Raw genomic sequence first — 15664 nt, forward strand, 5'->3', positions numbered from 1 at the left:
TACTGATTACGTTTATAAACAAAAAAAGTGTCTAGATAAATCAGGAAAAGACAGTTTTCCATAAAGATAACTGCAGTTTCTATTGGAAGAAACAAAAGTTTCCTGCTGAAGAAACTTTTGTTTTGCTATAGGGAAACAAAAGTTTTCCTTACGGGGAATTTAAAAAAACTGTAATAGTCTGATTATTATCACTCAAACATCTTATCGATACCTCCCGTATCCGGTGGGGTCGTGGGGCTATCTTCCTCCCCTCCTTCGCTACATGGGTTCGCGTATTTCTCGGGGATCTCGAAAGTCTCGTCTTCCGAGTAGCCTAACGTTTTATCTTTATAAACCTTTTGCATATAAAGGGCGTAAATCGGTAACGCCATACTCGCTCCCTGCCCTTCCGCCAAGCGGTCGAAATGGATGGAACGGTCCTCGCCGCCTACCCAGCAGCCGGAAACCAAGCTAGGCGTAAATCCCATGAACCAACCGTCGGAGTTATTCTGGGTCGTTCCGGTCTTACCACCCATCTCCGCCTTGATACCGTAGCGGAAACGTACACGTCCTCCGGTACCACCGTCGATTACGCTTTTCAACATATGTAGCATCTTATAGGAAGCATCTTCCGTCAGCACCTCACTCATCTGTGGGGTAAAGTTCGCGATTGTATTTCCATATGAATCTTCTATACGGGTCACGAATAAAGGTTCTACCCGGATGCCCTTGTTGGCAAATACCGTATAGGCCCCGACCATCTCACCCACCGATACATCCGGAGTACCCAGACAGACCGAGATAACCGGATCGATATGATTCTTCAAACCGAAAGAATGAAGCAAACGAACAAACGTATAAGGTGAGAGCTGGCTCATCAGATAAGCGGTTACCCAGTTATCCGAGTTCTGTAATCCCCACTTGATCGTAACCATCTCGCCGATTCGCTTCGCGCTGGCGTTACGGGGAACCCACAAACGGCCGTTCTCGTCCATCAACTGCTGCTGCACATGTAGCATCTGGTCGCAAGGACTGATCCCCTCGATCATCGCCAACGAATAAAGGAACGGTTTCATGGTAGAACCGATCTGACGGCGACCGCCATTCACCATATCATATTGGAAGTCATTATAGTCAATACCACCTACATATGCCTTGACCTGCCCGGTGCGAGGGTCCATCGACATAAACGCCGTACGCAAGAAACTCTTATGATAACGAATCGAATCCAAAGGAGACATGATCGTATCGATCGGACCATCCCAACTAAACACACGCATATCGACAGGCTTCTCAAACTCCTCGCGCATATCGGCCTCAGCCATTCCACTCTTTTTCATCGCCCGGTAGCGATCTGTCTGGTGCATCGCACGCATCAACATCGTGTCTACTTGACCGACACTTACGTCTCTTGAGAACGGAGCATAGCTACGTCCCTTCTTTTCCCGGAAGAAAGCCGGTTGAAGATCTTTACTCATATGTTCACGGACAGCGTCTTCCGCATATTTCTGCATACGGGAATCGATACTCGTATAGATTTTCAAGCCATCCGTATAAAGATTATAGTATTCTCCGTCGGCTTTTTTATTTTTGTTACACCATCCATATAATGGATTCGTCGCCCAAGATAATGAGTCCTCACTGAATTTCTGAGATTGCCAAGAGGCGTAATCCTTACGCTCCGGTTTCTTCGCAGTCATTGTCAGACGAAGGTATTCACGGAAGTAAGGAGCCAAACCGTCTTTATGGTCCATACGGGTAAAATGTACGACCAAGGGTAAAGCCTTCAACGAATCACATTCCGCCTTGGTTATGTACCCGGCCTTTTCCATCTGCTCCAAAACCGTATTACGACGGCCGATGGTACGCTTGTTATGGCGAACCGGATTGAAATAAGAAGGGTTCTTGCACATGCCTACCAACGTGGCGGCTTCCTCGATCTTCAAGGTTTTAGGGGTCTTTCCAAAATACACACGAGACGCGGATTGGATTCCCACGGCATTGTACAAGAAGTCAAACTTATTCAGATACATATTTATAATCTCTTCCTTTGTGTAATAACGTTCCAATTGAACCGCGATCACCCATTCGATCGGTTTCTGGAAAAGACGTTCCATCATATTATCGGCACTCGGCGAGAATAATTGCTTCGCTAATTGCTGGGTAATGGTACTACCGCCACCACCGCTTTTTTGCATCAAGATACCCCGCTTCACGATGGCACGAAACAAACCCTGCGCGTCGATACCGCTATGTTCGGCGAACCGGATATCCTCGGTAGCGATCAAGGCTTTCACCAAATCCGGAGAAAGATCCTCATAATTCACGTAAATACGATTGTCTTTGCTATGCGCATAGGCTCCCAACGCCTTTCCGTCCGAGGAGATAACTTGGGAAGCATATTTATCAATCGGGTTCTCCAATTGTTCCACCGGAGGCATATAACCAATTGAACCATTCGCTATCGCCATAAACACCATTACCACCGCCCCTAATATAGCGAGGTATACTATCCAACAAGAAATAAGGATACCTTTTGTAATCTTTGATGCCATCTTTTTATATTTCACGGTATGGATAAAAGACTCATCTTATCCACAACGACCTATTTAAGATCACAAAAATAGAGGAAAATACGATCTTATGCAAGTTGAGGCACATATTTCGCCAACAAATAACCACCAGCTAGTAACCAAACATATAAAATAGCGGCCAAAACAAAGGGCTTAGCGCCAGCTTTCTTAAATTTCTCGATACTAGTCTCCGTACCAAGAGCAGTCATGGCCATTGTCAGCATGAATGTATCTACCTGATTGATCCCATCTACAACCGCATGAGGAAGCAAGTCGAACGAATTGAAACCAATCACGGCCAAGAAACCAAACGCAAACCAAGGAATAGTGATCTTACCACGAGAAGGGGCAACGCCTCCGCCATTCCTCCCCCCGTTAACCACGGACTTCACGGCGGTTCGAGCCAACATGAAACTCATGACCACTAGCACAGGAGCTAACATCATCACACGAATCATTTTCACGATAATAGCCGCATCCGAAATTTCCTTTCCCATAGCGTTACCGGCTCCTACCACATGAGCTACCTCATGCAAGGTCGCACCCGTATAAAGTCCCATTTGCTCCGGGTCTAAATCAAGAATACCCGCACGGTACATCACCGGATAAATAAACATAGAAAGCGTACCGAAAATCACGACTGTCGATACGGCAACCGCCGTCTTATGAGCCTCGCACTTCACGACCGGTTCAGCGCCCAATACCGCGGCAGCCCCGCAAATAGCGCTACCCGTGGCGGTCAGTAAAGCAAGGTCTTTATCCATTTTCATCAATCGCCCCACCCAAACACCGATCAAGATGGTAAGCACCACGATCACCATATCGATCAGGATTGCCGGAAGGCCGATCGCAATCACGCTCTGGAAGGTCAGCTTAAACCCATATAGTACGATACCCGCACGAAGCACTTGCTTAGTACAAAACAGGATACCCGGAACCCACGTCTCCGGCAAATGGTTTCTCAGGCTGTTGGCGTACAACATACCTAAAATAATGCCGACAATCAGCGGACTGAATGACAATTGTTTAATAAACTGGAACTCCGCGATATAGAATGCGGAACAAGAGAAAAGAGCTATCAGCAAGACACCATGTAATACGTTACCTCGTTTTTCACTAAACATAATTATTGATTTATTTAGTACAACATATCATTATTTGATTTCGTTCGCGAAAGTACATATTTTCATCCGATCCCTTACTTCACAAGTTTTTATAGCGAATAACCTAAAGTTATTGCCAATGTTGACTGGCAAAACGCATGAAACTTTCTTCCATACCGCTGTTCTGCCCCTGCGGCTCCACAAAGGAGAAAGTCCGTTCGGCCTTAAAGCCCTCAATTTCTATCACTTTCAAACGTCCTGCCATCAGCTCACGTGTCACCGCCCGAATAGAAAGAATTCCCAAAGCATCGGAATTTTCCAAGAATAATTTGATACTCTCCGTACTACCTAGCTGCAATAATACGTTCAATTGCGACAGTTTGATCTGGTGTTTTGCCAAGGTCCCCTCCAAGACCTCAAGCGTACCGGAGCCGTTTTCACGAAGTACTACGGGCAAAGCACAAAGTTGTTCCAACGTCAGTTCGTCATAAGCAGCCAACTTAGACCCTACATGAGTGACAACCACTAACTCATCCTTCATAAAAGGTATATAATGCATCGTATTTTGACGGGTAGTCCCTTCCACCAATCCTAACGTTATTTTTCCATCTCGCAAAGCCAACTCTATATCCCGGCTATTCCCATTCAATACAGATACATGTATATCCGGAAACATCTTAATGAATAAAGCAAGCACGGGCGGAAGAACATATTGGGATATTGTCGTACTGGCACCTAAATGTAAATCCCCCAGAAAATTATTTGTCAACAGATTCATCTCGAAATCCAATTGACGATACGAAGCCAATAAGGAATGGGTATGCGAAAACAACAACTCGCCCGCACGAGTTAAACGGATCTGGCTACCTGTTCGTTCAAAGAGAGGCGTCTTATACTGAACCTCCAACTCATGGATATGCTTGCTAATAGCGGGTTGGCTAATGAACAATTCCCGGGACGCTTTCGTGAAGCTTAAGTTACAAGCTACGCTATGAAATACTTTTAATCGAAAATCCATGATATTCTATCTTTTGCCGTTTTAATTTAACAAAGATAAAAATAATACTATATATTTGTGGATTGAAACATAAATATATGAATGAATATGAAATATCTATATGTTTTATTGTTGACGTTGACCGTCAATGCATGCAGTGGTCAACGCAATCAAAAAACGGAAGAATCCAATGTAGCGCCACCCACCTTTGAAATGGTCTCAGTCCCCACCCTAATCACAGACCCGGTGGAAAGGGCCGAATATTTAGTGAAACATTATTGGGATAAATTCGACTTCAAGGATACGACCTATATCCATGAACCTCAAGTGACCGAGCAGGCATTATCCAACTATATAGATTTGATGAACTATGTCTCGCCTGCGGCTATGTCTTCTTCCGTAAAAGCGATGATGAAACAAACAGAACAAGACAGTGCCATGTTTCAGTACTTTTCCGAGATGATGGAGAAATATCTATACGATCCGAACTCCCCCCTAAGGAATGAGGAAATGTATATAGCGGTATTGGAATATCTTACCGAATCCTCGTCATTAAGCGATGTGGAAAAGATACGTCCCGCCCATTTGCTAGAGCTCGCATTAAAAAACAGAATCGGGACGCCTGCGACCGATTTCACGTACACATTAGCGAACGGAAAAACCGGGAAATTATACAATATAAAAGCGGATTATCTATTATTATTTTTCTATAATCCGGACTGCCATGCTTGTCAAGAAATAACCAGACAAATGGAATCGTCCTTCTTGATCAATGAATTTTCAAAAAGCAACAAACTAAAGATCTTAGCCGTTTATCCGGACGAGGATCTGGACGCATGGAAAGAGCATGTTTCCGTCATGCCTAAAGATTGGATCAACTCATACGACAAAAGTGTTTCGCTTAAAAACGACGAGATCTACGACTTAAAAGCGATACCCACATTATATCTATTAAACAAAGAGAAAAAAGTATTGTTGAAAGACGCTACTTTTCAACAGATCGAAAATTATTTATCACAAACAACTAACTAATTTAAAACATGAAAAAAATCTTATTGTCCTTGGCTTTCTTAGCAGGAGTGAGCCTAACGGTTTCCGCCCAATTCAAGATTGGCGGCAAGACCATTAATACGAAAAAAGTGATTAATGCCGCAACTGATGTAGCGCATGCCGCTACTCTATCCGACGAGGATGTAGCCAAAATGGCAAAAGAGTACATCCAATGGATGGACACTCATAACGAGGTAGCAGGTCCGGATACGGAAATGGGACAACGCTTGGAACGCTTGACCGCCAATGTAAAGAAAGTTTCCGGCCTAGACTTAAACTTTAAAGTATATAATGTAGTAGATGTAAACGCTTTCGCCTGTGGAGACGGAAGTGTACGCGTATGTGGCGGATTGATGAAAATCATGGACGATGACGAGGTATTCGCCGTTATCGGTCATGAGATCGGGCACGTCGTTCATTCCGACTCTAAAGACGCCATGAAAAACGCTTACTTGACCTCCGCCGCTAAAAACGCCGCCGGAGCTGTAAGTGGAACCGTATCCAAACTGACCGACTCTCAACTGGGAGACATGGCACAGGCCTTGGCCGGCGCTCAATATTCCCAGAAACAAGAGTATGAGGCGGACGAATTCGGTTTCCAGTTTTGTATAGATAACGGGCGAGATCCGTACGGAATGTCTAACTCATTAAATAAATTGTTACAACTGAGTGAGTCGGAAGCTAAATCGTCCAAGTTTATGCAGATGTTCTCAAGCCATCCCGAGACTCAAAAACGTGCCGATCGGGTAAAAGAGAAGGCCGATGAGTACGTGAAAAGCAAGCAATAACTGTTAACGGTCCTTTAGCAGGACGGACTATTATTAAAATAAAGCTAACGTATCAAGGATTTACGCCACGAAATCATGCTGTACAACATAAAATACTATATATTTGCACCGTGTTTTTCATGGTATTAGATTTAAGGTTAGCAATGAAGATTGGTCGTCCGTGACGGATAACCATTTTTTTTGCTTTGATAATCAAAAAAACTTCTACCTTTGCAAAAGATCTATCTATTAAGAATCATGAAACACACACATAAATATTTAATTTTTGCCATATTCATATTTCTTGTCTCTTTGTTAACCCTAGGTTGCCAAGAAAAAGAAGAAAAGAAAGTTGTGCTTATCCATTCTTTTGAGCAAAAGAAAGATACCTACCCGATTTTTAATGAAGTGCTGGAACGAACATTCAATAAGCAAAAAATAAACCCGAAGATTCATACATTCTATCTAGATTGCGAGCAATATCTGGATAGTGCCGAAATAGCCCGAATGTATAATTATATTGACTCGATCAAAGAGATTAAACCCGATATCATATTAGTAAACGATGATCAAGCTTGCTACTCTTTATTAGCTTGCGGACACCCGTATCTAAAAGAAATACCGATTGTTTTCGCCGGCGTAAATTATCCGAATTGGTCGCTTTTAAAGAAGTACCCCAATCTTACCGGACTACACGACAAACAAGACTTCATCAAGAATATAGAATTTATACATAAATTATTCGGAGTATTGCAAATCCAGATTCCTTGCGACCGGACAATCCTTGGAAGAAAATCCTTTAATGACTTTTGGCAACAAATACAAGGACACCCGGAAATAGAAATAATCCGCCTTAAAATCCGGGGGCTAGAGTTAGATAAAATCGGAACAAATGACAGTCTATTTGTAAAGAGGCTCATAGACCTTACCCAAAATGGCACTCAGATACGGTCGCTACCGGGAAAAAACTGTATAGCAAAAATAAATACCCTTCCATACCGAGTTTTACCGGGATCTTCTTTGCTCTTTAATTTGTCCGGCACTCTGGATCAAAGCACTTATCTAGATATAAAATACGATCATACCTCCGAAGCTTTTTATCAATTAGTCAATTATCCCAGCTTCTCCGCTCATTACGAACCGATTCAATATCATCCGGCTAAAAGACGGAATCGATACATCGGAGGTTATTTCACATCCGTAGAAATACAAGCACGAGAACAGGCGGAAATGGCTTCGTTAGTGTTGAAAGGGACCCCTGTCGCAGAAATTCCGATCAAAGAAAGCAGTAAGGAATATATTCTCGTATGGCATACCATAAAAGCATGGGGAATACCTATCGAGAAGATCCCTTCTTATGCCCGTTTAGTCAATATCCCTTTTTATGAGCTATACAAGAAACAGCTGATCGCTTTCATTTGCGTAGCGTTCATCTTTATCAATATCGTTGCCACGGGATTATGGAAGCTATATTCCAGAGAACAGAAATATAAGAAATTAGCGCAAGCCAATTTGGTAAAACAGAACAAGGAACTGGAAGTAGCCTTAGAGAAGGCTAAAGAGTCCGACCAAATGAAATCGGCATTTTTAGCGAATATGAGCCATGAGATACGGACTCCATTGAACGCTATTGTCGGATTCTCGAATCTTATGAACACAGACATCGAGCTTAGTAAGGAAGAACGGGAAAACTTTACCGAGTTAATCAATACGAACAGCGATCTGTTATTGAACCTTATCAATGATATCTTAGATCTTTCCCGTATCGAATCGGGCCGTATGTCATTCTCTTTCCAGCAATATTCTCTAAATGAATTAATAAGCACGATTTACCAGACTTTCCAAGTTTTAATGCCGGAGAACGTAGAACTTCGTATGCAAATACCGGAAAAAAGCATATCCATTCCCACGGATAAGTTTCGGTTGACACAAGTGATTACCAACTTTCTTAGCAACGCTATTAAATTCACGCAAAAGGGATATATATTGATTGGTTATGAATACCGAGAGGAAGAGCGGCATGTACATATTTTCGTAGAAGATACCGGCATTGGTATCCCGAAAGAAAAGCAAGACGCCGTTTTCAATCGTTTCACGAAACTGGATGAATTCGCCAAAGGTACCGGCTTGGGACTATCCATTTGCAAAGTGATAGCCGAACGTTTCGATGGGTATATCGCCGTAGAGTCCGAAATAGGAAAAGGAAGCCGTTTTTCCATTATCCTTCCCCTTAACCCCAAACACACTGAAAGTGATTAATCACATTTATTCGCGATAATCCCGAAAATAATATTACTTTTGCTTTTGTATACAATTTTAAATTTCAGATCTGTGAGTACAAGAATAAAATTAAGGGTTCAAGGATTAGCGAACAGCCAAATTCAATCCGGGGCCTATGCGTTAATTTTGGCAGAGGAAAATGGTCCACGGCGAATTCCAATCATCGTAGGAACCGCTGAAGCACAGTCTATAGCGATCGCTTTGGAGCATATCGTACCTCCTCGTCCATTAACACACGACTTATTCGCCACTTTTGCGCAAGCCTTCAACGTCATTCTTAAGGAAGTCTACATATACAAATTCGAAGATGGTGTGTTTTACTCAGAATTAGAGTTTAGCGACGGTGAGCGCTCGATAAAGCTGGACTCTCGTACTTCCGACGCGATTGCCATAGCGCTTCGCGTAAATTGCGACATCTTTACTTCCGAGGAGATTGTAAAGGAATGCGGTGTCGTACTGGAAGACACCCTGTCCATCCCCGCTGACGAACCGGAGGAGGATGACAATTTATTAGAATTAGAACCGGATGAGATTAAGGACGAAGCCCAGTTAAAGAAATGGTTAAGCCTATTGGATATCCAAGAAATAAACGAGCGATTGGAAGACGCTATAGCGGACGAAAATTACGAATACGCGAAAATGTATAAAGACGAGTTGCGCCGTCGAGAAGAAGAGGAGGACACAAACAAATGATTGGAGAACAAGGAGGATTCGGACTGGTCTCACTTTTAAGAGGTCTGCTTGGGATCATTACGATTTTAGGTATCGCCTATGCGATGAGTTATGACCGTAAACGGATCGATTGGAAATTAGTAGGTGGAGGTTTGTTCATGCAGATCGTATTCGCCTTGGCGGTTTTATATGTGCCGTTCGTCGGAATCCTATTGGAAGGATGTGGCAAGATATTTGTTAAGTTGATGGACTTCACGGATGCCGGTCTTACTTTCTTATTAGGCCCGTATGCCTCTAAAGCGGCAGGATTCAGTTTCTTGCTTCATTCGCTACCGATTGTTATTTTCTTCTCCGCCTTGGTTTCCATGTTTTACCATTGGGGGATTATCCAGAAAGTAGTCGGTGCCTTTGCGTGGGTATTGCGTAAATTCATGAATATATCCGGCTCGGAGGGATTAGTGGCCGCCGGTAATATTTTTATGGGAATGACAGAATCTCCTGTGTTGATCAAGAATTACCTGCCGACGATGAATCGTTCGGAGATATTTTTGGTCATGGTATCCGGAATGGGTACGATCGCCGGTTCCGTAATGGGTACTTACATAGGTATGTTGGGAGGAACAGACCCGGCGGCGAAGGTTTTATTCGCCACTCACTTGCTCTCGGCTTCCGTAATGGCAGTACCGGGTTCAATCGTTTTAGCGAAAATGCTTTGTCCGCAGACGGAAGAAGCCACGGACCATGTAGCTATCTCCGGTAAGGAAAAAGAGAACTCGAATATTCTAGATGCCATCTCATCGGGTACGGTTACCGGCGTAAAGTTGATGACGAATATTGCCGCGATGTTATTGGTATTCATATCCCTTGTAGCGTTAGCGAATTATATTACGGAAGGTGTGATAGGACGTTATACCGGACTGAACGACTGGATTGTAAAGATTACGGACGGTAAGGCGCAGGGCTTGACCTTCCAGTTTATACTGGGTGTAATCACCTCTCCTTTCATGTGGTTGATCGGGGTTCCCAGCCAAGACATCATGTTAGTTGGTTCTTTATTGGGACAAAAGACCATATTGAACGAATTTGTCGCCTATTTCCAATTGCAGCAATGGAAAGATGCCGGATTATTCATGTATGAGAAATCGATCTTGATGTCTACTTATATCCTTTGCGGATTCGCTAATATATCGTCTATCGGTATCTTATTAGGCGGATTGGGCGTATTAGCCCCGGAAAAACGAGGATTAATTTCACGTATCGGCCTACCGGCCATGATCGGCGGAGCCCTGGTCTCTGTGCTATCGGCTACTATAATTGGTATGATCCTTGGGTAATTGAGAATTGAGAATTGAAAATTAGATGGTCATGCAGATTTTTTATACACCAGATATAACTATCAAGCCGGAATTACCGGAAGAAGAAGCAGGACATTGTATACGGGTACTTCGTCTAGGTGAAGGCGATGAGATAGTATTGACGGATGGGCAAGGCTCTTTTTATAAAGCGGCTATTAGCCGGGCGCATCCCAAACATTGTGAGGTGACCCTCTTAGAGAGTTGGAAACAACCCGATCTCTGGAACTTCAATCTCCATATAGCCATAGCTCCTACCAAAAACATGGACCGGATGGAGTGGTTCGTGGAGAAAGCGACGGAAATAGGGATCAATGCGATCACCTGTTTGAATTGTCGTTTCTCAGAGCGTAAAGAGATCAAGCCGATTCGATTGGAGAAGATATTGGTCAGTGCCATGAAGCAATCCCAGAAAGCGACTTTGCCGGCGTTAGAAGGAATGACAGATTTCAAGAAGTTTGTCGCCACTCCCTTTGACGGGCGTAAGTTTATCGCCCATTGCGAGGAAGGCGAGAAGCCACTATTAAAACATACGTATCAGCCGGGAGAGAATGCCTTAATCCTCATCGGACCGGAAGGTGATTTTAGCCCGGAAGAAATCAAGCTGGCTCAAGAGAATGGCTTCGAGCCGATCTCTTTAGGAGAGAGCCGGCTGCGTACGGAAACGGCTGCGCTAGTAGCTTGCCATACGATTCATGTGTTAAATCAATAGAATAATCCTATTTCCATTAAAAATACGTTAATCCTCATAAGGGTTATTAAGCAAATTGCTACATTTGTAATGATATTAACAAATCTAATCTAATAACAATTTAAGTAACATGAAAAAGTTGTTCAAATCATTCTTGATTCTTTCGGCCATAGCTATGGCTATCCCCTGTTTCGCTCAAACTCCGAATACATTGACTAAGAAGGAAAAAAAAGCTGGCTGGGAATTATTATTCAACGGAAAAGACTTCTCTGGATGGCGCCAATGTAACGGTACCGCTATGCCCGCAAACTGGGTTATAGAAGACAATGCCATGAAAGTATTTACCGGCGAAGGTAAGAAACCGGGACAAGGCGCTAATGGCGATATCCTTTACCAGAACAAGAAATTCAAAAACTTCGAGCTCTCGGTAGACTGGAAAGCGAGCAAGATGGGAAACTCCGGTATCTTCTATTATGTACGCGAAGTACCCGGTAAACCTATTTATTATGCAGCTCCCGAAGTACAGGTACTAGATAACGTGGACGCAACCGACAACAAATTAGCGAACCACTTAGCAGGTTCTCTATATGACATGCTTCCCGCAGATCCGAAAACAGTTAATCCTGCCGGCGAGTGGAATACGATCGTAATCCGTGTAAAAGATGGAAAAGTAACGCATACCCAAAATGGTAAGAAAGTTGTTGAGTATACTTTATGGAGCAAAGAGTGGGATGATTTGGTAGCTAACAGTAAATTCAAGAACTTCCCGGGCTTTACCGAAGGTATTTCTAAAGAAGGTTATATCGGTCTGCAAGATCATGGCTATCCGATCTGGTTCCGTAATATCAAGATCCGTGAACTAAAATAGTTCTTCGAATCTATCGTATATAAATAAAAAGCCCGGGATTCAGATAAATCACCGGGCCTTTTTATATCTGTTTAATAAGTAAGCCTAATTACTCCCACTCAATTGTCGCATTCGGTTTCGGAGACATATCGTAGCATACACGGTTCACGTTCTTCACCTCTTTCAAAATACGATCCGTAATCTTCATCAAGATAGGCCAATCAACCGGCTCGATCGTAGCGGTCATGGCATCTACCGTATTGACGGCACGGATAATCACGGGCCATTCGAAAGAACGGGCGTTATCACGTACGCCAACCGACTTAAAGTCGGGTACTACCGTAAAGTATTGCCATACCTTTTTATCCAATCCGGCGTTCTTGAACTCCTCCCGTAAGATCGCATCCGACTCACGTACCGCTTCCAGTCTATCACGAGTGATAGCGCCCAAGCAACGTACGCCCAAACCCGGTCCGGGGAACGGCTGGCGATAAACCATGTCATAAGGCAAACCTAACTCTACGCCACAAGCACGAACCTCGTCCTTGAATAATTGACGCAAAGGCTCAACCAACTCAAATTGCAAATCTTCCGGCAGACCGCCTACGTTATGATGGGATTTCACCATCTTAGCCGTCTTCGTTCCACTCTCCACGATATCCGGATAGATCGTTCCTTGAGCCAAGAAATCGATTCCATCTAATTTGCGAGCTTCTTCCTCAAATACACGGATAAACTCACCACCGATAATCTTACGCTTTTGCTCCGGATCTTCCACGTCAGCTAGCTTGTTCAAGAAACGATCTGTAGCGTCTACATACACCAAATTGGCATTCAACTGGTTCTTGAAGACCTCAACGACATCCTCGGACTCGCCCTTACGCATCAAACCATGATTCACATGCACGCAAACCAATTTATCGCCGATCGCTTTCAAAAGCAAAGCGGCTACTACAGAGCTATCGACACCTCCAGACAAGGCCAGCAGAACTTTCTTATCCCCTACCTGACGCTTTACCAATTCAATCTGGTCATTGACAAAATTCGTCATATTCCAGTTTGCCTCAGCCTTGCAAGTATCGAACACGAAAGACTTGACAGCGCCCTTGATCGCCTCGACATCATCCGTAAACTCCGGTAATTTAACCTCGCACAACGCCTTATCATGACCTGCGGCCATTACAGGAGTGCCCATCTCGTAAATACCCGGATTCACGTCGATAGCTACACCGTCGATAACATTGTTTGGGCCACCATTGATAATGATACCTTTCACATTTGGCAAGGCTTTTAATTCCTCAACCGTGATGTCATGCGGATAAATCTCACTATAAACGCCTAACGCACGAATAGCACGAGCCAACACCGTATTCTCATGACTACCTAAATCCAAGATAACAATCATATCTTGCTTCATGTGACTTTTAAATTTTATTGATTTTACACTTTGTTATACCTAAGACAAATGTCACTCCCACTCGATGGTTGCAGGCGGCTTCGAGCTGATGTCGTACACGACTCTATTTACGCCTTTCACCTTATTGATAATCTCGTTGGAAACTTTGGCGAGGAACTCGTACGGAAGCTGCGCCCAATCGGCGGTCATAGCGTCCGTGGAAGTTACCGCACGTAAAGCTACCGTATTCTCATAGGTACGCTCATCGCCCATTACACCTACGGATTGAATCGGAAGTAAGATTACCCCAGCTTGCCAAATCTTATCGTAAAGTCCCCACTCACGCATCAATGACATATAGATATCGTCAGCGTCTTGCAGGATACGTACCTTTTCCGGCGTGATATCACCCAAGATACGGATACCCAATCCCGGTCCCGGGAACGGATGGCGCTTGATCAAATGCGGTTGCATACCCAACTCCATACCGACACGGCGAACCTCATCCTTGAAAAGAAGACGAAGCGGCTCGACGAGCTTCAAGTTCATCGTATCCGGAAGTCCACCCACATTATGATGGCTCTTGATAACCGTACCTGTGATAGAAAGCGACTCAATCACATCCGGATAAATCGTACCTTGCCCCAGCCACTTGATATCTTTCAGCTTATGCGCCTCCTCATCGAAGACATCGATAAATCCTTTGCCGATGATCTTACGTTTCTTCTCCGGTTCCGTAACGCCCGCTAAGGCTTTATAGAATTTATCTTTCGCGTTTACGCCGATCACGTTCAATCCTAAATGCTCATAATCCCTCATTACGTTCTCGAACTCATTCTTGCGCAGCAGACCATGATCCACGAAAATGCAAGTCAAGTTCTTACCGATCGCCTTATTCAGCAATACGGCTGTAACAGATGAATCCACACCGCCGGAAAGAGCCAAGATCACTTTATCATCTCCCAATTGCTCCTTCAACTCAGCTACGGTAGATTCGATAAAGGAAGCCGGTGTCCAATCCTTGGCGCATCCGCAAATATTCAAGAAGTTATCCAGCAACTTCGTACCGTCTGTCGAATGGAATACTTCCGGATGAAACTGAACGCCCCACGTTTGCTCACCTTCCACATGGTAAGCGGCAGCCCTCACGTCGTCCGTGCTGGCGATCACCTTGAATTTATCCGGCAATACGGTAATCGTATCTCCATGAGACATCCATATCTGCGAACCCACATGGATCCCTTTCAGTAATTCATCCTCACCATCAATGTGCGACAAATTAGCACGTCCATACTCACGTGAATTAGCCGGTTCAACATTACCTCCGGATGTATAAGCTAGAAACTGCGCTCCATAACAAATACCTAAGACGGGATACTTCCCCCGTATCTCGGTCAAATCAGCCTTAAAGGCATTCTCGTCGTATACGGAATAAGGACTTCCGGAAAGGATCACACCTTTCACGTCGGTAGCGTCATGCGGGAATTTGTTATAAGGAACGATCTCACAATACATATTCAACTCTCTGACCCTACGGCCGATAAGCTGGGTTGTTTGCGAGCCGAAATCAAGAATAATAAGTTTCTCGTGCATGCAATTATGATTATTTAATTGAGTGGCGCAAAGGTAGTAATAAATTCGGGAAGCATAAACACACTGGGCAAATATTCTTCCTTATCACGATACTTTTAAAAGATCTTCCCTTGTCCTATTACGCCTTTCCTCCTGAGACATTCATTATCCACCATCTGTTGCATGATCGTCCACCAACTGTTGCATGATCATGCAACGGATGGTGGACGATCATGCAACAGCCATTAGAAGATGAATACCTCAAGAGGAAAACCACAAATCCCCCTAAGGATCCGGCCAAGGGAAGCCATGAAAACAGCGAACCGCCCGACAACGGCTCACCCGATAAACCTGGGGGATTAAGCATACAGCTTTGTAAGTCTGA

The 15664-nt window shown here is 43.9% G+C and carries 12 protein-coding genes; 7 read left to right on the forward strand and 5 right to left on the reverse strand.

From position 1 onward, the window contains the following. Positions 1–188: 188 nt before the first annotated feature. From DW033_RS23050 to DW033_RS23060, 3 genes are all read right to left on the reverse strand, one after another. Positions 189–2534: a transglycosylase domain-containing protein gene (locus DW033_RS23050; RefSeq protein ID WP_005865028.1), complete on the reverse strand. Its 2346-nt coding sequence runs from the start codon at positions 2532–2534 to the stop codon at positions 189–191. Positions 2535–2620: 86 nt separating this feature from the next. Further along, positions 2621–3676 (reverse strand): YeiH family protein, encoded by a 1056-nt coding sequence (locus DW033_RS23055; protein WP_048928650.1) that lies wholly within the window; start codon positions 3674–3676, stop codon positions 2621–2623. Between the two features lie 109 nt (positions 3677–3785). Then, positions 3786–4673, reverse strand: a complete 888-nt coding sequence (locus DW033_RS23060; protein ID WP_005865024.1) for a LysR family transcriptional regulator — start codon at positions 4671–4673, stop codon at positions 3786–3788. An 81-nt stretch (positions 4674–4754) separates the two neighbouring features. Here DW033_RS23060 and DW033_RS23065 point away from each other — a divergent pair, with 81 nt between their 5' ends. From DW033_RS23065 to DW033_RS23095, 7 genes are all read left to right on the forward strand, one after another. Further along, positions 4755–5684, forward strand: coding sequence for a DUF5106 domain-containing protein (locus DW033_RS23065; RefSeq protein ID WP_034530440.1), 930 nt, complete (start codon positions 4755–4757; stop codon positions 5682–5684). An 8-nt stretch (positions 5685–5692) separates the two neighbouring features. Beyond that, complete coding sequence (locus DW033_RS23070) at positions 5693–6490, forward strand: M48 family metallopeptidase (RefSeq protein WP_008773322.1); 798 nt, start codon at positions 5693–5695, stop codon at positions 6488–6490. A 237-nt stretch (positions 6491–6727) separates the two neighbouring features. Next, a complete protein-coding gene (locus DW033_RS25130) occupies positions 6728–8728 on the forward strand; it encodes an ATP-binding protein (RefSeq protein WP_229103523.1) in 2001 nt (666 codons plus the stop codon). A gap of 72 nt (positions 8729–8800) precedes the next feature. Further along, positions 8801–9442 carry a bifunctional nuclease family protein gene (locus tag DW033_RS23080; protein ID WP_005854990.1) on the forward strand — a complete coding sequence of 214 codons (642 nt, stop codon included), beginning with the start codon at positions 8801–8803 and terminating at the stop codon, positions 9440–9442. Next, positions 9439–10755: a NupC/NupG family nucleoside CNT transporter gene (locus tag DW033_RS23085; RefSeq protein ID WP_005865014.1), complete on the forward strand. Its 1317-nt coding sequence runs from the start codon at positions 9439–9441 to the stop codon at positions 10753–10755. The genes DW033_RS23080 and DW033_RS23085 overlap by 4 nt, the downstream gene beginning before the upstream one ends. Positions 10756–10786: 31 nt before the next feature. Then, a complete protein-coding gene (locus DW033_RS23090; protein ID WP_005865012.1) occupies positions 10787–11485 on the forward strand; it encodes a 16S rRNA (uracil(1498)-N(3))-methyltransferase in 699 nt (232 codons plus the stop codon). Positions 11486–11594: 109 nt separating this feature from the next. Continuing rightward, positions 11595–12332 (forward strand): DUF1080 domain-containing protein, encoded by a 738-nt coding sequence (locus DW033_RS23095; protein WP_005854980.1) that lies wholly within the window; start codon positions 11595–11597, stop codon positions 12330–12332. An 88-nt stretch (positions 12333–12420) separates the two neighbouring features. Here the strand turns inward: DW033_RS23095 and guaA (DW033_RS23100) are convergent, their stop codons facing one another. Both guaA (DW033_RS23100) and guaA (DW033_RS23105) read right to left on the reverse strand, forming a co-directional pair. Then, positions 12421–13728, reverse strand: a complete 1308-nt coding sequence (gene guaA, locus DW033_RS23100) for a glutamine-hydrolyzing GMP synthase (protein ID WP_005854978.1) — start codon at positions 13726–13728, stop codon at positions 12421–12423. Positions 13729–13779: 51 nt separating this feature from the next. Next, positions 13780–15300, reverse strand: a complete 1521-nt coding sequence (guaA, locus tag DW033_RS23105; protein WP_122383204.1) for a glutamine-hydrolyzing GMP synthase — start codon at positions 15298–15300, stop codon at positions 13780–13782. Positions 15301–15664: the final 364 nt, after the last annotated feature.

Origin of the sequence: Parabacteroides sp. AF39-10AC (genome assembly GCF_003635405.1) — a bacterium.
Lineage (GTDB): Bacteria > Bacteroidota > Bacteroidia > Bacteroidales > Tannerellaceae > Parabacteroides > Parabacteroides distasonis.